Origin of the sequence: Shewanella sp. Shew256 (genome assembly GCF_002196695.1) — a bacterium.
Lineage (GTDB): Bacteria > Pseudomonadota > Gammaproteobacteria > Enterobacterales > Shewanellaceae > Shewanella > Shewanella mangrovisoli.
The window spans coordinates 54,361-73,050 of sequence record NZ_NAJR01000016.1 but is presented as its reverse complement, the minus strand read 5'-3'; the positions used below and the strand labels follow the sequence as shown (position 1 = coordinate 73,050).

Annotated in this window: 16 protein-coding genes; 5 read left to right on the top strand and 11 right to left on the bottom strand. The window is 44.0% G+C overall.

The features are described from left to right. Positions 1-10: 10 nt before the first annotated feature. Complete coding sequence (locus B5P39_RS21030; protein WP_011711616.1) at positions 11-2,392, bottom strand: Ig-like domain-containing protein; 2,382 nt, start codon at positions 2,390-2,392, stop codon at positions 11-13. Between the two features lie 109 nt (positions 2,393-2,501). Here B5P39_RS21030 and B5P39_RS21025 point away from each other — a divergent pair, with 109 nt between their 5' ends. Next, positions 2,502-2,786, top strand: a complete 285-nt coding sequence (locus B5P39_RS21025) for a hypothetical protein (protein ID WP_037431062.1) — start codon at positions 2,502-2,504, stop codon at positions 2,784-2,786. On the opposite strand, the gene B5P39_RS21020 is transcribed toward B5P39_RS21025, so the two are convergent. Beyond that, positions 2,767-3,219 (bottom strand): hypothetical protein, encoded by a 453-nt coding sequence (locus B5P39_RS21020; protein ID WP_011711615.1) that lies wholly within the window; start codon positions 3,217-3,219, stop codon positions 2,767-2,769. The two genes, B5P39_RS21025 and B5P39_RS21020, sit on opposite strands and share 20 nt — an antisense overlap. 139 nt (positions 3,220-3,358) lie before the next feature. Here B5P39_RS21020 and B5P39_RS21015 point away from each other — a divergent pair, with 139 nt between their 5' ends. Continuing rightward, positions 3,359-3,601, top strand: a complete 243-nt coding sequence (locus B5P39_RS21015; protein ID WP_041413326.1) for a hypothetical protein — start codon at positions 3,359-3,361, stop codon at positions 3,599-3,601. 2 nt (positions 3,602-3,603) lie between these two features. Here the strand turns inward: B5P39_RS21015 and B5P39_RS24780 are convergent, their stop codons facing one another. Both B5P39_RS24780 and B5P39_RS21005 read right to left on the bottom strand, forming a co-directional pair. Beyond that, positions 3,604-4,368 (bottom strand): hypothetical protein, encoded by a 765-nt coding sequence (locus B5P39_RS24780; protein ID WP_176370374.1) that lies wholly within the window; start codon positions 4,366-4,368, stop codon positions 3,604-3,606. 30 nt (positions 4,369-4,398) lie between these two features. Continuing rightward, the gene (locus tag B5P39_RS21005) at positions 4,399-5,142 is read right to left on the bottom strand and encodes an OmpA family protein (RefSeq protein WP_011711613.1); all 744 of its coding nucleotides are present in this window, start codon (positions 5,140-5,142) and stop codon (positions 4,399-4,401) included. 120 nt (positions 5,143-5,262) lie between these two features. Here B5P39_RS21005 and B5P39_RS21000 point away from each other — a divergent pair, with 120 nt between their 5' ends. Together B5P39_RS21000 and B5P39_RS20995 are read left to right on the top strand one after the other, a co-directional pair. Then, on the top strand, positions 5,263-6,135 hold the full coding sequence (locus tag B5P39_RS21000; RefSeq protein ID WP_011711612.1) for a DNA replication terminus site-binding protein: 873 nt from the start codon (positions 5,263-5,265) through the stop codon (positions 6,133-6,135). 143 nt (positions 6,136-6,278) lie between these two features. Next, positions 6,279-7,184 (top strand): hypothetical protein, encoded by a 906-nt coding sequence (locus B5P39_RS20995; RefSeq protein ID WP_011711611.1) that lies wholly within the window; start codon positions 6,279-6,281, stop codon positions 7,182-7,184. Between the two features lie 87 nt (positions 7,185-7,271). Here B5P39_RS20995 and B5P39_RS20990 read toward each other — a convergent pair whose 3' ends face one another. The 7 genes from B5P39_RS20990 to B5P39_RS20960 all read right to left on the bottom strand — a co-directional run bounded on the left by B5P39_RS20990 (position 7,272) and on the right by B5P39_RS20960 (position 17,534). After that, positions 7,272-7,817: a hypothetical protein gene (locus B5P39_RS20990; RefSeq protein ID WP_011711610.1), complete on the bottom strand. Its 546-nt coding sequence runs from the start codon at positions 7,815-7,817 to the stop codon at positions 7,272-7,274. 13 nt (positions 7,818-7,830) lie between these two features. Next, complete coding sequence (locus B5P39_RS20985; protein ID WP_037431066.1) at positions 7,831-8,721, bottom strand: hypothetical protein; 891 nt, start codon at positions 8,719-8,721, stop codon at positions 7,831-7,833. A 110-nt stretch (positions 8,722-8,831) separates the two neighbouring features. After that, on the bottom strand, positions 8,832-13,682 hold the full coding sequence (locus tag B5P39_RS20980) for a conjugal transfer protein TraG N-terminal domain-containing protein (protein ID WP_088212833.1): 4,851 nt from the start codon (positions 13,680-13,682) through the stop codon (positions 8,832-8,834). A 3-nt stretch (positions 13,683-13,685) separates the two neighbouring features. Continuing rightward, entirely contained in the window at positions 13,686-15,080 is a 1,395-nt protein-coding gene (locus B5P39_RS20975; protein ID WP_037426927.1) for a conjugal transfer protein TraH, read from the bottom strand. Then, entirely contained in the window at positions 15,077-16,072 is a 996-nt protein-coding gene (gene traF, locus B5P39_RS20970) for a conjugal transfer protein TraF (protein WP_011711606.1), read from the bottom strand. Before traF ends, B5P39_RS20975 begins: the two co-directional genes overlap by 4 nt. A 98-nt stretch (positions 16,073-16,170) precedes the next feature. Beyond that, positions 16,171-16,458 carry a hypothetical protein gene (locus B5P39_RS20965; protein WP_011711605.1) on the bottom strand — a complete coding sequence of 96 codons (288 nt, stop codon included), beginning with the start codon at positions 16,456-16,458 and terminating at the stop codon, positions 16,171-16,173. 8 nt (positions 16,459-16,466) lie between these two features. Next, positions 16,467-17,534, bottom strand: coding sequence for a hypothetical protein (locus B5P39_RS20960; protein WP_011711604.1), 1,068 nt, complete (start codon positions 17,532-17,534; stop codon positions 16,467-16,469). A 655-nt stretch (positions 17,535-18,189) separates the two neighbouring features. On the opposite strand from B5P39_RS20960, the gene mobI reads away from it, so the two are divergent. Further along, the gene (gene mobI / locus B5P39_RS20955) at positions 18,190-18,681 is read left to right on the top strand and encodes a conjugative transfer protein MobI(A/C) (RefSeq protein ID WP_083848305.1); all 492 of its coding nucleotides are present in this window, start codon (positions 18,190-18,192) and stop codon (positions 18,679-18,681) included. Positions 18,682-18,690 lie beyond the last annotated feature (9 nt).

Sequence of the window (18,690 nt, the reverse complement as noted above, 5' to 3'; positions counted from 1 at the left end):
GGCCTGCCCTTTAATTGGTAGAAGTGATTTGCGGAATGTCGATCATGAAGCTTGCCTGCCCTTTCACACCAGGAGAAGCAGAGTAAACAGGAATAACAACTTCACCTGTGATGCTGGGGATGATCGTGATTTGTTTAGTTTCCCCAGGTTGCAACACGCTACCAAGGATATTGACGTTGATTTTGGCGTCACTGCGTAACGTGATAAATGCCGTTTGAGCACCGGACGCGAGTTGTCCTTCAGCCGTTCTGAGCACACCAGTTTTAATTGATGTAATTGGGTCGTTTTGCGTGTTCTGCAGTTGTTTATTAACAGCCAAAGTCGTCATTTGCCCAACTTGCAATAAGTTGGCAGGCAAATACAAGAAGGTTGAAGTTAACGTCGATGCGTTCCCTGCTGTATCTTGAGCGGTAATATTGATAGTGTAAGTTTCATTCGCTTCCAAACTAGGGAATAAACGAGGGTAATTCAGGTCGTAAATACCATCACCTAAATTATTTGTAGAAACATAAACTGAATCCTTAGCAGCCCCTCCAGATAGCACAACCGAATTGATATTGGCTTCACTATCATCAGTAATGCTGATACGTAAACTCTCTAAACCATTAATGGTGCTTCCGTTTGTGATTTGCGCTCCAGAAGGCGATTGCAATCGCAAAACTGGAGGCGTAGTGTCGTTTAGATAATTGGATAGAATCGACTGTGTTACCCGATTACCATAGGTGTCATCTGCGTAAAACGAAATATTTTGACGACCACTTGGTAATCGATTGAGTTTAAAAGTAACTCGATGACGGCCGGTGCCGGTGATCACCCAAGAATCGGGAGATATTGCGAAGCCTAAACTAGATTGCAATCGGAAAACCTCTGTCTTCCACATTCCAGAACGCCAATCGCTAGTAGTGTTCGTGTCGTACACGTTTACAGTTATTGAATCATCAGTAACATTGACCGATTCGATTGTGGGAGCAATAAAATCCCAATATGTATACCAATAATTAAATTGAGCACTAAAACGTCCATCACTGACACCGTTCACACTTGAGTAGACCACATAGCTGTAGGGTGTATAGCCAAAACCAGACTCAAATACTCTGTTGATTGTAACATCGCAATAGGTTTCACCAATTGGGATAACACAGGAGCCTAAACCTGAAACAACGGCTAATTGTTCATAACCCATTTTTTCACTGTTTAGACGAAGCCTTACCACTTTTGTGTATTTGCCAACACTGATTCTTTCGCCCCCACTGCCACCTTCCTCACTAAACCATTGTACAGTGTCAGGTTGCTTAGTAGGCGAACGATCAACACCTGGGCCTAGGGTGAACTTGAAATCAGAAAGGTAATTGACTGAGTGAATGCCACTTTTCGTCAGCGCAACCCAATATGGGTTTACTGTAGGATATGAGACAGTAAATTCGTTATAGACAAAATCACCCTCTCGATAACCATAACTACTCCAACCATAATCCCCGTTTGCTTCCAACGTTTCAGAATAGGGCCGTCTATAGCGGACTTTTATCGGATTGTTGTAGATGGTCATCCAAGATGTGTACGGCTTCCACGTAGCACTTGAAGCATCATAAATGTCGCTACGAACTGGTAAGGGATATGAGGCTTTTTCGATAAACGAGCGAGCAGTAAAATCTGAATAATTACCTGCTGCATCAAAGACCCTAAAACCAGCCTGATACCAACCTCTATCACTGGGTAAAACCTCAGATGGTAGGGACGAAAGGCTCGCAGTGGAAGTATCTAAATCCAATTGAGCATTAATCGAATTTATTAATGAAAGGCTCACATCATCTTTCACAATGTAGAGAACATTTTTGAGCCCAGCACCTGTATCTTGAATACCTGTGAGTTTTAATTGGCCGAAATCCATAGGGCTATATGAAGCTAAAGTTCCACCGAAGGATCTATAGTTAAAAGCTAAATCAGAACTATTGGCTGTTGGTGCTTGAGTATCTATTGTCACCGGAATAGACCAAGAGCCAATCACATTCCCATCAACGGTTAACAAGTCAGCCTGTAAGGTATAATTTCCCTGTGAATTAGGCGCAACTATAGAGATCTGTTTTCCGTAAAAGTCTTTTCCTTGAAATGTAATTCTGTCGGAAACACCAATCACACCCGTATTGACTTCGTTAAGCTTGACCCCACTAGAAAGCCAATATAGTTTTAGCTTTCGGTCAAGACCGGCAGACACATAAACATTCATTGAATGTTCAAGAACCGGGTTGATGGCCATAGCCGAAGCAGGTGTCAAAGTCGTCTGTTCTTGCATAACAGACGTAAAGGTCATACCTTCAATTTCCGCAAATGCAAAATGTGGCAAGGCTAATAACGCAGCCGCTAAAAGTTTGTAGCGATGCTGACTGAAATTCATAAGTAGCTCCTTCATCGAGAGCGATTACTTTAACACAGATAATTAAGTTTGCATGTTATTTAATCTAAGTTAAGATCTAACATAAACCATAGTTCTAGGTAGGAAATTCATGAAACTTATCAGACTGATTAAAGCCGTATCCATTTGTGCGATTGCTTCAGCTACGCTAAATGTCTACGCCAAAGATGATGGCAAGAAACGGCCAACCCTAAACGAATTGATGGCTGAAAATGCTTACATCGAACTTGCTGAACGTAATGAGCTCAGCAAGCCAGTTGTCTCTTCATGGGAACAAAAAACGATGAAATCAGAAGGTGGGAAAACCACGGAGGTTGTTGAGTCTTGGAAAGTCGAAACACGTATATACAGTAAGCCTAAGAGTGACAAACCTTAATCAGTTTTGCTAACTGCCCATGAACCTGCTCAGCTAATCCCCGCGAATTGGTAAGCACGATACTTTTGTCACTGAGAACCACGCGATAAGCGTTCATTGTACTTTCAATTTTAAGTTCATCATTGGCTAAGTTGAATTCTCGACTCCAAATGCGCCCCCCCCACAGTGTCAACTCGAGCAGGCAATCAGACTCGTAAAGATAAGACATATAGACCTTCTTCTTTAATCCAAGCGCCACCAACGCCCCCCCCCCAAGTACAACTATCCCAGCCCAAGGAGTTAATGAGTTATGGAGGTTGACGATCACAGACAACGTGCTGAAACCCACAATTGAGATCAACGAATAAAAAACTGAGCGAGGGTAAGGTGTGAATGAAGTACCAAACCATACTCGGATTTTAGGGTTGTTGTGACAAATTCTTATCGCATTCACAAAATTACATCTCCATATTTGAATTAGGATGGATTATAGTAGCGTCAATAACACAAATCTATAATGCTAAGGCATATGTAAATTGTTTATTTCATATTCAGAATTAGTGGACGAATGCGGTAAACGACTAGAGTCAGAAATGCCAGTAGTGCTAGTTCAAATTATTCATGCCCGAGGTCACAGCGCGGCCTACCATTTAAAACTGGGAGTTATCCCAGAATCAAATGACAAGATCATTGTTAAGTACCAACTTCCAAGCATGACCGATAATCCATCGGTTGCGCAGACGTGGATAGAGACTCTTCTGTCGCATTATCCTCAACTGGCTATCCACACCTACGGCGCTTTCAAAACTCATTCCTTGCCGATTGAAAACGCCTAGCACTACTGCTGGACAGGATAGTACGGCAGCTGTGTAAAGGTTTGAACGGTATTTAACAGGCAATGTGAGTCAATGTTAGGGTAATTTCGTGCAAATACATCCAATGCGTAGACCCCGAGTAAGTAAGCATCATCAAAGCTCACAGGAACAGCTTTTGGCTTCTTGCCACCCTCATTGATTGAGAAGAAAAACCCATTCTGTTGTCGCTTGACCGAGATGCTTTTGTTTTTCTGTGGGCCATGTGACTTAAACTCAATGAATGGAATGAATCCGAATAGCACGGCTAACAAATGCCGATATTCAGTCGCGGTGATTTGAATTATTGTCTTATCCTGCCAATCAAACTTTTTAGTGCCATCCCCCATTCCGTTTGCGCCTTCAATGTTCAAGGTGTGAAAACCTTTCTTAGTGACAGATGCGACGATGGTCAGCGCAGCGGCCTTACCGTGGATTTTTACCGATTTTTCAAATTCTGGAGCAGCTGCAGGCTGAACATTTTGAGCGCTTTGTGCGGATTGCTCTTCAAATCCGCGGCGATTGTCATGCTGGGGTTGGTACTGCTGATATTCATCATAATTTGCGGCCTCGTGGTGAGGCCCAATATTCATAGGGTTACCTTGGCGCGGTTGAAAATAATGCGTCTGCTGTTGCATTGGAGCAGATTGAGATTGGGCTTGTGGGGTTGCGTTGTAAGCGGGTTGGCTGTAATAGCTGTTATTCATTTTTAAATCTCCACTAATCATCATGACTATGATTAGACCAGACATTTCAAATGACGCAAAAATTGGCCTTTCGACTCAATAATACAACTCGACTTTACGCCACAACTTCAAATTGTCAGTATGACCGCTCATAAGTGGTGGCGAATACGAAGCCCCATAGCTAACGACGCTAATCAGTTCACTAGGCACCCCTTTGGTGACCAATTCGTTTTTTACTCGCTCCGCACGTTTGCGTCCAAGAGCAAGATTGTAATCAGCTGAGCCACTAATATCAGCATAACCAACAACCAGCACTCTACCGTGGGTTTTTAAAAGATAATCACGGTGCTTAGCCAAAACATATTGAGCCTCGGCAATATCGGAATAGCCGACAGCATCATACTCAAAATAAAGCGTTCTATCGGTGGGTTGGTGAATAATGATTTGGGCATCAGCATTGAATTGTTGCAGATCACGCTTTTCATCATTTGCAGCTGGCGCTTGCGTTGGCAGATAGCTATCACTGTAAGCAGATGAAACTGCTGCACGGTAAACATCACGATAGTAATTCATCATGGAGCTACGGCCATCATTAACAGCCGCATCTCTCGCCTTTTCCAATTCGAAAGCAAGATCGAGATCGCCTATTTTTCTCCCAGCATCAGCTGAAAGGTTCCGAACATCGTATCTTTGTTGATGCCTTACATTGATATTTTGATCATAAATTGTTTTACTACAGCAATCAGAAATTTCAGGTTTTTCAGTTGATACTGATACAGCACACGCTGAAAGCATCATGGCGAACAGTGATACTGTTGCTAGTTTGTTGATTTTCATCATATGGCCTACACAGTTTTCTAAACGCAAAGTTTTTAATATATAATAACATTTTTTTAGAAGAGTTCTAAGTTTTCAAATGAATCAGAAGAAAGGGAATTTCGGAATTTTACGAGGTAGACGGTGACTAACGCCGCATTCGACATTAACTCTTTTGATGTTTTGTACAACAAACTGACTCTTGAATTAATTGAACTAGCCAGTCATCTTCCTGATGCAGCTAGCAATCAGTCATTTTTTTATAAAATAACTCCTTCACCCCAAACATTTGATAAATTCAAAGTAGAACTATTTTCTGACATCAAAGCGCGAGGGTGGATAGCATCTTCCTTAACTCAAATGACGCTTTCTGAAGATTCAATCGGCAGAACCAGTATAACACCAGGTGTTATCATTTTCCCTCATTCAGAATATAACCATATAAATCAACTGATTGAAAAAATAAATAATACGAAAGATAACATTCAAGCGTTACTATCAACGCATGACCTACACAAGTTAAGAGCAACGTTAGCCCGGCAAAATACATTGTGCTCACTCGTTATGCTCACAAGAAAAATCCACGTTTTAAAATGCGAAGAAAAATCTACCATTTCAGTCTCTTGGTACATGAGAAGTGGAATGCGCGTTTTGAAAGAAAAGGATTTTTCAACAAGAATACAAAAAGCAGTGCAAAACAACATTCTGGAATTTTCAAAAGGAAATGAATATCTAGAAATTTTTCAAAAAAACCAAAAATCACATAGTTTTCGAATAAAAAGAAACATAATACCAACAACGATTTACAACATTTGGAAAGCTGGTAGTAGTAAAGAAAAACTGCAATACAACGGCCAAACACCTCTTTTCGTTTTCTCCGATTACGACATAAAGGTCAAACACTTAGAAAGTAATTACGGTACTAAGACACGTTCAAAACGCAATGATGCAACGCCTGACACGGATCTTCTCATTCCAGAATTACACATTTACATGTCAAAGATTAACAAGGAATAATTAACCTATAGAATATTTGAATTGTGTTTGTGAGAGATTTCGCACATACTCATAGATGAAAATCGTACTGAGTAGACAACTACCCTCTCAGGAATTTTACGAGCCTAGCCAGCGCGAAGCCGTCAAAAAATCGAGAAAACATCATGAATAGCAACAACGTACTTAAATTTCCGGTTACTGCACCACTAACGCACGTACCCAAGGATAACATCAAAAAACCAGAGCAAGTTGCTTCGGAGAAGATGATAACCTCACGGAAAGGGGTGCAGTTTTTATCTTATGAAGATTGGGTGGAGTATATAAAAGATCTCGGAGTTACCAGTCGTGCAGAATGGCTTAGATACGTCGAGGCTAATGAAATCCCTCCATATCTACCAGTGTCGCCATCATTATTCTATGGCCGTAGAGGATTATGGCAAGGTTGGGGGGTGTTGAACCCTAACGCACCTGTAATACCGCAATCGGAAGAAGATGACATTCATAGTCGCGGCGGCGTATTTGCTAGTTATGAGACATCTTCCGAATATGCCAAAGCATCTGGCATTAAAACAATGGCCGAATGGGTGGAGTATCACCAGAAGAATGAAAAACCTAAAAACATTCCTTCTGATCCTCGTTCTTTCTATACAAGAAAAGGTATGTGGCAATCTTGGAACCATTTCCTAGGAAATGAAGAACCTTATGATTACCACCAAAAAGGTACTCTTGAGAAAGTGAAAAGATGGTTTAAAGAAAATAACATCACCACTTCAACTCAATTTTTAGAAATGGCTGCAAATAAACAACTGCCTGACTTTGTGCCAGCAGCACCGACCATGTTATTCGGTGTCAAGTTCAAAGACCTTCTTGCTAAAAGACAAAAGTACGTCACTTTTAACCAAGCTAGTAAAGAAGTTAAGAAGTGGAATTGCAGCAGTATGTTGGAATTTAGAGCTAAACATCGCGAATTGAAAGCCAGTGGCAACAAACTAGCGACTCAAATTCCGTCTGCACCAGATCGCGTTTATAAAGACCTTTGGAAAGGCTGGACAAACTTCCTTCAAGGTTAATTTCCTAAAAAAAGCTGGGACATTCCCAGCTTTTTTATATCTTAATTTCAAAAATCTTCGAAAAGCCATTTTTAAAACGATTGTATATCAATAACTTGAAATCGTGTGTTCAAGATAAATTCCCAGCTTATCAAGCGCCTCAAAACTCATAAAGATCCTTGACATCTCTCCCGCATTTTTATGATTCATCGCTTTAGAATACTGGTCAAAAGCCTTTTGAAACTCCTGATTTTGCTCCAACCTCAAAACATTTTTATAAGCACGATCAATCACATCACCTCTCACTGTTATTGTTTTGCTGGCAACAATTCTAAATATCGGCTCCGACTGGCCTTCTATCACTCCTTGTTCAAAGGCTAAATCACTCCCGGTAACTTCATACGGGGACAAATTCAAAACCATCACAACTTCCCAAGGCTTTTCAATCTTGCGGCCTGACTGCATCAAAGCATCGTAAAGCGCATATTGAATCGATTTGATACTTCCTGTGTGCGCAAGCGAATCGGCGTCGTCGAATCCATGAACAATTAACCTGGACACACCATTACCACGATAATCAAACTCACCCGCAATGACATCTGTATTAGTTAACAACATAGTAATTATTAGCAGCGCGGCACTAATTTTTTGCATATAAAATCCATCCCTACTTCGACGGCATTGCCTGAATTGTTGCGCTCATACCTATGGGTACTTGCGTATTTTTCAAATTGTTGACAGATACGACCTTTTTACCAACTAAGATTAATGCTCCATCCATCCTTTTAATCATCTGTTGGTCAGGATATTTAATCTGTTGTTGGGGCTTATGTGACAGTACGGCATCAAAGACCTTATCTGGCCTTGAGCTAACATCATCTACCGTACCTAAAAAGGAACCCTTTACCCCACGGCGCCCGTAAGCGTCAGCGAGCATGACTTTGTATCGTATGACCCAATAATCCAAAAAGGTTTCAGTAGACACAAACTGATAGTCGGAGGGCATAGTGTTCTCATGATTGCCGGTGATCACAAACAAACTATTAGGAGTGCCATAAATTCTATCTTCTTTTTCTTTCAAATAGCGTCCATCAATCGGTGTCCAGTGGCGCCTATTCTGCGACGATAGATGAACATCCGTTTCCAACTGTTTTAACAGCATGGACTCGTCATAAGGACGAATGCTAACGGTTATATCTGCTTTAATCTCAATACCTGCAGGCAACACGTTATAGCCGAATTCAACACTATTTACAGAATACATATAAGAACTTGCAGTAACGACCTCATGCAATACCGATTCGTCATTAGATGATGACCTGATCAATACGCCCTGTTGTGCTGTAGGGTTTAATTTAGAGTAAATTGCTTTTCTCGCCGCTCGGTCAATTAGATCCGCCTTGAAATTGTTGAGTGACATTTTGCGGCCCACTGGTTTACCACTTAAATAACTCACACCCCATAAATCGGTTGCTGACTCTGTAACTGTTATCTCTTCAGCATTGGCAATACTGACTGAACTAAAACAAGCTGCCACTAATAGGCTAAATATCTTCAAAATTTTTCCCCTACCACTACATTTCCATCCATGCTACATCACTATTCAAAAACAACAAATTTCCCAAAAAAAACGGCGGTAAAAACCGCCGAATTTAAAACCTCAATCAATCAACGCTCCATCGTTGGCACGTTGCTATTGGAAGTGTCCATAGATGGTCCACCGCTACTACTGGAACCTGCGACAGAGTGACCGCTGGCCGCAACACCACCCACCAAATCAACACTGTTATAACTCACGTTTGAGGGTTGGACGTTGTTCCCAAATCCGCCCATTACAGAGAAATTGAATCCAGCTTGATTACCATCGAAGGCGAAAGGATTGTTCTCAACAACTGTACTTCCCGATTGCGTAGAATTTTCGGCAGGAGTTTCGACATAACGAACCTCTGGTTCACTTCTTTCAGGACTTGCTGTACTTACCGCATCACCCTGAGCCGTACTTGCTGGAGCTGCGCCTTGTTGGCTCACCGTGTCACCTTGAGCCGTGGCCGCTGGGGCTGCGCCTTGTTGGCTCACCGCATCACCCTGAGCCGTAGTTGCAGGCGCTGCGCCTTGTTGGCTCACCGTGTCACCTTGAGCCGTGGCCGCTGGGGCTGCGCCTTGCTGGCTCACCGCATCACCCTGAGCCGTAGTTGCAGGCGCTGCGCCTTGTTGGCTCACCGCATCACCCTGAGCCGAAGCCACTGGGCTTGATGGGAATTGTGTCTCACCTATGGGAAATTTTTCACTTGATGGCGATGAATTGCTTGCGGTTAATTCCATACCTCGCTCGACATTCGCCCTTACCGAATCTGGAAGAGAACCTAAAATTGCTGCTTTATCTTCTGGCGACATCTTATTGGCAATGGACTCAAGTTGCATGTTCGCACCTTGACCGTTAAATCGGGTGTTCTCCATCCTAGATTGAGTTGAACCTTCTCCCTCACCAATGCGGTGGAATCCATCCATTAGATGAATCCGTTCGCTTGAGCTTAGCCCACTCATTACCGGACTATTTTTGGTTGCATCGTCATAGTCAGTTGCATGGTCATAACTTGTACCTGTTCTTGTATGTGCGTCCGAGTTGCGTGATGTTGATAATTTCTGATCAAAGTCCTGTAAGCCTTGAAGCGTCTGAACTAATCTTTCTCTCACAGGCTCCGATAACCCTTCTTGTGCCATTGCTTGAGTCACAATATCTTGAGCACGATCAGTTACGAGTTTCATATCTAGCACTTCGTCTTTAGATGGATTGCCATCTCTTTGCAATCGACTAAATTCAGCGCTTGGTAATGGATTTTTAGTATCACCGTCTGCCGCAATTACTGATGCCAGAGCAACAGCTTTTTGAGTCTTCATATCCTTGTCGGAGCCCAACGTCGAAATAACTTGAGCCGCAGCATTACCCGCATGGGATTGCCGATCTACAATATCTTGACTAGCATACGCTTCGTTCACACGACCAAAGGCTTGTTGTGCATTTTGATATACTGACTTCTCGCTTGGGCTCAATTGACCACTGTCAATGGCCTTACCCAGTAATCCATCGGCCGCGTTAGCCATCGCAGCGATAACTGGCGCCACTTGAGATGCGTGATCGCCGGTGTAATAACTTGATTGTCTATTCGCAAAATCATTTAGCACCCTAGACAATTCAGCTGGAGACTCTGCAGCTGATTTCATCACCTTCATAACGTCATCAACAACCTTTGGCGATACCGCACCAAAAGTTCCCGACTTAAGCTCTTGCCCCAAAGTATCGATGATATTGTTCACACCAGCGGTTCCGCCGACCTTTTGGCTTTCTTCCAACTTCTTCCAAAGGTCATCAATATTCCTGTCTAACTTATCAAGTTTATGCTGCTGTTCAGGTGTCCATTTTGCAGGCGACTCTAGATGTTGATTATCGTAATCCTCTTTAGAAGGCTTAAAGTCCTTAGCTCTTTGTGCTGCCTCATCTTCTACCTTTTGACCTTCTTTGTTAATGCGCTGACCTGTTGCTCCAATACCTGCCTCTTGATCAGACTTGAACTTTTGTTGCTCGCTCGTTAGGGCTGGCTTGTCGTAATCCGATATTTGTGACTGACCAATTTGTGTGAATCGGTCACCTACAGCCATCGCTGTCGTGTTGGCAGATTCCGTTCCATTTACAGCGGCAAATCCGATAGCCGAACCTACGGTAAGATGTCGAACCGCGTCAGCCATCATAGGGTCTGATTGAGTACGTGACATTATATCCGATAACATACCGACAGATCGGTCAGCTATTGAGCCTACATCATTGAGAGGAATTGGTTTTCCATTCGCAGACATAAGAGTCTGCGAATTATTAACAATCCCCTGTAGAGCATTATTATCTCGAGCCACGTCATATAATGATTGATTAGCGGCATAGTCCTGTTTCATCGCATTCAACTTGGCTTCTTCTGCTGTCCCAGCCCCAGCACCAGCGGCTTTAGCATCTAAAGCACTCATTGTGCTTATAAAGTCGAGCGTATCCAAGCCATTCGTAGCAGCATCCCAATCGTTTCCATATTTGCCTCGCATCGCGCCATCAGCGGCATTCTGAGCAATTTGGCGTAACGTATCCGTTTTAGTAAATAATCCCGAATTATTGGTAGAAATCAGCTCGCCAAACTTAATGTTCGCACTACTACCAGCCGAACCTGACGAAGTAACACCATCACGTAATTCACGAGATCTAGCCTCTGCCTGTTGCAATTGTTCGCCTGTGGTTCGCTGCTGTGATACAGCTTCATCTCTAGACTTTGCATCTTGATAAACTGCAGAAGACGTATCTACTTGAGTTGAGTTGTAGGTCTTGCGGTTTGCCTCCGTATTTTGTTCTTGGTATGCCTTGGCGACGCTCTCTTTCTCTGCAGACGTTAAAGTGCTTGTGTTGGTTTCCCCCTCTGATTGAAGCTGAGACCTAATTGTGGATTGTGTTTGCGACCATGTAGCATCGGCTTTGGCATTAACACCAAGCGTACTAAGCAATGTCGATACCGGATTAATACCTTTAGCGCTTTCTGTTTTTGAACTTCCGCTATGGCCAAGCGCCAGTCCTACCCCAAAACTCGTCGCAAACTCATTGGCTTCCGTTTCATTCATAGACGCCAAGGTGTTCAATATTTTCGCTCTTACTTCGCTAGATCCATGTTCGCTTCCCTTTCCTATTAGAGAAGTTGCTGCGAAACCAAGAGTTTCTTCATACCCTAACCCTGCTTGAGCGCCATTTTGGAAGACATTTCCGGTTCCTACCGAAGTGATTAACCTTTCATTAGCAGCACCAACCGCTTGCCTTGCCGCTGTATCCGATTGTGTAATACTGCTAACGTCAGATATTGCTTTACTAAGGGCAGTTGCCCCTGCAGATAGAGCGTTATAGGTTGCCCCCCCCGTACTAAGCCCAGCCATATTTCCGGCACCCTGACGGCTTTCCATCCACTCACCATTCGATGTCATTGTCTGACTATAACCACCTGACGAAACGGTTTTACCATCGCTATTGACCGTCTGTGGTGATACGCCCTTGGCATCCATGTTGGCGCCCATTTGGGCTTTTTGTGTTGCCCCCATCATAGTATGCACACCGCCGAAGACAATCATCATAGCCAGCGCTGGCACCATCGTTTGAATGATTGCCGCTTGAGATACAAAAGTCTCAAGTGTGGTGTAGGCGCTATCCATTCCCCCCAGAGAATCGATACTCCAATTTCGCATGCTAGGCGCAATCATGCAGTTCTGAACCGAGCTCGAATCATTCCCTGGCAGAGAACACATCAGCTTATTGAAATAGTGGTTGGTATACATGTTGACGCCGACTTGGATAATCGGCCAAAAGTTCACAGCGAGTAGAAATGAATAGAGCTTTCCGGCCATCATGATCCCTTTGGAGCCGAAGGTCAGGAAAACCGGAAGCAGCGGAGCAATGAGGAAAATAAAACACTCAAACCAAGTGATAAGTGCAGGGGCAGTTTCCAAGAAAAATGAAGACTGAGCTGCTTGGCTTAAGTGACGCTGTTGAATCGCATCAAATTCTTGCTGAAACGCCAATCGTTCAGAGGGCTCTAACTCTACATAGCTAGCCCCAACTTTGGCCATCATTGCTTTTACAAAGTTGGCTCGATACAAATTTATGAGGTTAGCAGTATCCCCTGTTAAGGACTCGAAGACTTTCTCAACTTGAGACTCTTCTGCCATGTTATACATTATGGCGGCTCTCCCCTTCATTTCTTCGGCCCAAGGACTGCTGTCAGAGAGATCATTGCCTAACTTGGCATAAGCATCGGTACAGGTAATTTTGGTGTATGACTTGGTGTTAACATCATAGTAAGGCGTATACCAGCTTCCCGAGGTGACTTTTAATTTAGTGAAGTCAAACGCCCCAGTGACACTCTCGTCGTGATTTACCTCCTGTACCGCCTGTCCCGTCGGATTTTTACCGTTCCGAATGTCTTCGAAATAACAGTTTTTAAAGTACGCACCCAAATTTTCACCGACAGAACGATAACTCGCATCTGCCTCAGAAGTGCCGACAAATCGGGCTTTAAGTAACGCTTTTAGAGGGTCTATGTTGGTGCCTGGCTCGGTGTCATAATCAGGTGTTATACTGGCATATGCTTCTGACATCCCTTGAGCAAAACCACCACCAATCATGGTAGCTAATGCAGCTGGCGCCACAATCCCAAAGGGCAAAGTAAATGACTGAGACACTTCGCCCGTTCTGACTGACTCAACGTAAAAATCCACCTTCGGGGTGAACAAAAACATGTAAGTGAACAAGGCGATGAAAAACTCCTTTACATGGAATTTATCAGGGGCAAAAATTTGCTTGAAAGCAGACACTAGCAGGGTAATACCCAATCCAATCGCAATAAGATTGCTATTTGCAATGCCGCCATCACTGAATGCCAATTCCGCCGATTGCGCCATCTTTATCAATAAATCGAGGTCACCGAGAGAGTAGATAGTTAACATGAATTACTTACCTCTCATACTTGCACTAAAGTTGATCTGACTTAATAGTTCCTGCTCCATTTCACGTCTTCTGTTGGCCATTTCTTCCCTTTCGAGGCTCAGCGCGTCGATTTTCTCTAACAACTTTGATGAAAACGCGCCGCGCTGACCTTTATCAGTCGAAGCCATCTTACTCGCGGCAATTCGTAGTCCGTCAAGCAACTGCTGGGTTGCATCTATGGCCATCGCTTCGGAGATAAACTTACAATTACCTGTATTGATGACATTGACTGTTGAGGCTCGTTTAATAATGTCTTCAAATTCACTTCTCATATTGGCCATGATCTGTGCTTGAGAATCACTATAATTTCCTTTCTGAGCATAGATGGCCATGATGCTCGAACCGACTAAGTTAGAATCGACTAAGCCACAAATTGCATCACCATAAAATCGATAGAACGAATCCAAATAGCGTGGATCGCTAATTGGTACAGTCGCGACCTTAGCCGATAGACACTTGCTATCGGCAGATTGGGCCTGCTCACAGACCACCATTTGTTTAGCTACAGCCATTGATGTAGTCGCTTGAGGCTGATACAAGTCTTTCAATGAAACTTGTGGGCTAAATGACTGACTGACCGCATCACTTCCTGCTGAAGCCGATGCAGTTAATGTGCTGTCGAATTTATAAATTTCAGTCCCTAAAATAGTCATTAACATTTGAGCGACGACATGGCGGTCTGAGGATAGGGTTGGGACGGTAGTTTCAGACTGCATGAAGGTTTCATACACCGAGTTGAACTGCATCTCGTCGCCAGCCTGAGTCAACTGTGCAGCTTTCGAGTGGGAGTCTATTGAACTGCGCTCAACCGTCGATGAAGCGAATGAATCAAACCAAGCACCCGCCGAATCATTGTAGGCTTTCCACATTTTACGGTCACTTTGTACCTGAAGTGATGGCCACTGTTGCTCGGCCAGATCAGCCCATTCCTCGCAATCTTTGCTGATAAAATCATTTAACGCATTGAGGCGTTTCGCTAGGTCTGCGAGAATTGCATTACAGTCCGGGCATAACATTCCCATTGCTAATTGGAATGCGTACATCGGGGCGGCGGCGGCGATAGATCTTGCCATCTGAACAAGCTCTTCACGTTTTATAATGGACAGTGAGCCGCCGAAGAAGTCGATCCCCTTGCAGGATGATTGAAGGTAAGGAGCCCTAACCGCCACAATCTTTTCGTTAGTGGTTTTAATCCGTACCGACGCACTCCCCAGAGAAAATCCGTCACGTTTAGCGCCTGAATATGAAGTTGCACCGGAGCTGGCAGACAACATCTGATCCCATAAATTGTTTAACCCGCTTGCAGCTGTCGCTGATAACGGGCAACAAAGTAAAGCAACTATAACTTTCTTTTTCATTCTTGTTCACCCTCGCTATCAGGTTTTCCGAGCATAAAATTCCGCATCTTGTTAATGAGGTAGTCTGGGTCTTCATACACTTTTTGCGTGTCAACCTTGGCTTCTGCATCGGTCATATACAGAGCTCGTACCTGCTTCACATTATTAAGTTCTGCTTGGCTAATAATTTTCTCGCGGCTAGCGAGTTCGATGATCCTTTCACTGAGAGAATCCATGCCGATTAGCCCAGAACCCAACAGGAAGTAATCACCCGTGTTGTTGGTTAGATACAGTGTTGGTGTCGCCAAGACGTCGAAGCGCTGCGCCATGTCGGAAGTCGCCACTCGATAATCGCCTAATGCTAAAAAGTCATCATTTGGAACGGTGCCGCCATCGAGAGAAACAGGCATGATCGACCATCCATATTCCTTTGCCAGACGGATTAGGTAGGGAGTTTGCTTTGCGCAATACGGACACTGAGAGCCATAGAAATAAATGAGGGTGGCTTTCTTGCCGATGGCTTCAATTAACTTCCATTGGTTTTCAGACTGAGCGCCTTTGAAAGTTTGCAGCGTCACGTCGTTTTCAGGACGGCGTAACCCTTCATCGAGGTAAGGGTCAAACATTTGTTCGGAAATATAAGTAGCGGCAAACTGGTTGGCGCGATCTATTGCGGCACGCTGGATGTAAAGGTAGCGTTTAACGTCTTCTGGTTTTCCAGTGTTAAGCGCCAACTCCTTTGCCTTGGGCAAGTTTTCTTGGAACCACTTAACGCTCATGGCCTCTACTGAATTTTTACTCGTTTCAGTCTCAGTTGGTGCAGAAGATGGCGTTGGCACTATAGGTTCTTCCTCTTCCTTTTCTTCGGGCTCAGGAATGTACTCGTGCCAATACCAGCCCTTTTCGCGTTGTTTATAGAAGTTACCACCATCATTGCTATTTGCAGGATCTTCTGCCACAACTGGCAGAGCCAGAGCCGCAAAAATCAAAGCCATCAATTTATTTACTTTCATTACGCCAACACACTTTTTATATTCTATAGGCTAAATATATCACGCCTCACTGGATGAAAAAAAGCCGCCTTAATTGCAGGCGGCTGATTTATTGTTTTTCACGTTTCTCGGGCGACAAAAAAATCATCACTAATATCAAAGTCATCTTCCATTGGACTTCGAGGTTCTGCATCTGCTTCCACTTTCTCCCTTTCACTTTCGACTTCTACCTTCGGCGCCAACACAGTGCCTAGATTAAATCCCTGCTGTCTCACCATTAATCCAAATTCCATCAGGGTCATCATCTCGCGGGTCAGTGCCTTTGGCCCAAACTGATCTAAATGAGCGAAAATTAGCGGGTGAGTATCATCGGCAATCCGAATGTGTCTCTCGATTGTTTTGGGCATCCCTCACCTCAGACTGCTTTTAACTTTTGATAATCGCCTCGCGCTATGGCTCCACGAATGAATTGCTCGCCTGCGGTTTGCAAGCCACGGGCAACAGCTGTCAGAGAGTCATCAACGACTTCGATTTTGTGGAAAGGGAATGCGCGCTGAATCGAAGGCAGGTATACCGCTGCGGCACCACCGGAGACAATAATCAGGTCAATGTCCTGACCATCACCTACTTTGTTGACGACACTTGTTAATGCTTCGTCAGTAACAGACCGAATCGCGCTAGTCACATCAAATAGATCGCACTTAGGGAATTTCATCGCTTTACCGTACAGCTTAAGCTCACCACTGATAAAGGCTTGGTCGATCAACTCAGGGTTAATCTGTTTGATGTTGAAACCTTCGAGTTGCGAGCGCAGCGCGACTTCGACTGCACCAATCACTTTGGACATCCCAGTTTCAGAATCACCAGAACGATTTGGACTGACCTTCAATCCTTTCGACGTAATGAAGTCGGTGGTCATATAACCTGGGTCAATGGATAACATGGTTTTATCTTTGCACTGGGCAAAGCGTTCATTTCCGCCTTGGCGCAAAAATGACATCAACGCACCAAGCGGTTGTTCAAAAACCAAGACCTGACGAATGGTGACCTTGCGACTCGGTGTGATTTGGTGAGTGCCGGTATAAATCTTGGCGAGTTCATCTTTCCTGAACATGACACTCACTGGCAGACCAAGCACTAACACATCTATATCGATGTGATTTGATTTGCCTAAAAATGACAGGGCGCCAAACAATAACGCTTTATAGCGGTCACTCGTGATAAACGATTCTGTGTTGAGAACGCGAACATTTCGCGAACCGACCGAGGTCCCTACGTCTGAACCAACCTCATAGGTGATTCCATCGACTTCCACGTTTGTTACATCGCGTTCCTCGCCTGCTAAACCCAGATTAATATCCGATTTAATCGGAATAGGCAGGGACGGGAACGTCTTCACTGAGTAATTGCCTAGCGATTCCTTGTGTACACAAGTCGTTGTGCCATAGCCAACATCGACTGTGATGATGACGGGATTATTCATAAATACCAACTCCACACCAAATGACCCCCAATCTGGGGTTTTAAGAGGGTTTTAAGAGGCTTCCAAAACCTTTCCAGCTTGCTCTTGAAGATTATTCTTACCATTCCAATACCAATCTGGGATCCATATAATACACAATATATTTGGCTCGTGTATTATTTATTTTGTGTGTATATTATGCACTTTGTTATCCATAACATGTCGCTAGTGAATTAATCAAAACATGAAATGGCTAACGAACTGAAGTGCAACTAAGTCTGGCTTAGTAGCGAAATTCCTACTCTGGATTCTTCGAAATTAAGCAGTTTTAACGGCTTCCAAAATCAGTAAATCAACGCTCTGAAAGCGCAAGTTGGCTCACGAACTGGGAAAAAACCTGAAGTGGCCAACTGAATCGCAGACGTGAGAAAGGATTTCTCAGGGGGCTTGCCCATGAATCGGTGTGTATATCACGCGAAAAGCATGAGTTGGCCAACGAACTGAAAATCTTCAAAGGATGGCCAACACCGGAGGCACCTGGGATTTATCCCAAACTCAACTGGCAGAATGACGATTAGTGAGCGACACGAGTTCGCCAACGAACTGGGTTTCTGCATGAGTTGTCCCCGTAGGCCGAAAACGGATTACTGAAGACGAACAAACAGTAGGTAAATGAATGAATGACTACTCAGGTACTTCGGGTAGCTCTGAGAACGGGAAGCCCGTACCCGCATTAGGGTTCCAGTTGGTGAATACCATCAGAAGCCTAGAGGGGTTGATTGAAGCCGCTCAGTTTCAGGCAAAGGTCATTGTCGATGATTACTGGCTGAAATGGAGATCTTCAAACCGTCAGTTGCGCAGTGATGACGGTGGGAAGTTTAGTGGCGGTGAGATGGCCCCCCGGGTCGTTGTAAAAAACGAAAAGGTGTATTTGGTCTGGACGAGGTATCGACCAGGGCGAGTTGGAAACATCAGCAAGTCTTGGGGCGATGACGTTAAACCGACCCAGCGCGGATACACCTTAGACCAGTTAACCCGCAAATCCCCAGAGTGGGAGGCGCGAATGATTGAAGACACAGAGAATCGATTGGCTCCGTTGAGAGAAACCCTTGAGTGTCTACATGAAGCAAAAGTCAAACTACGTCGCATAGAGCGAAAACAATCCTAGGAGGATTAT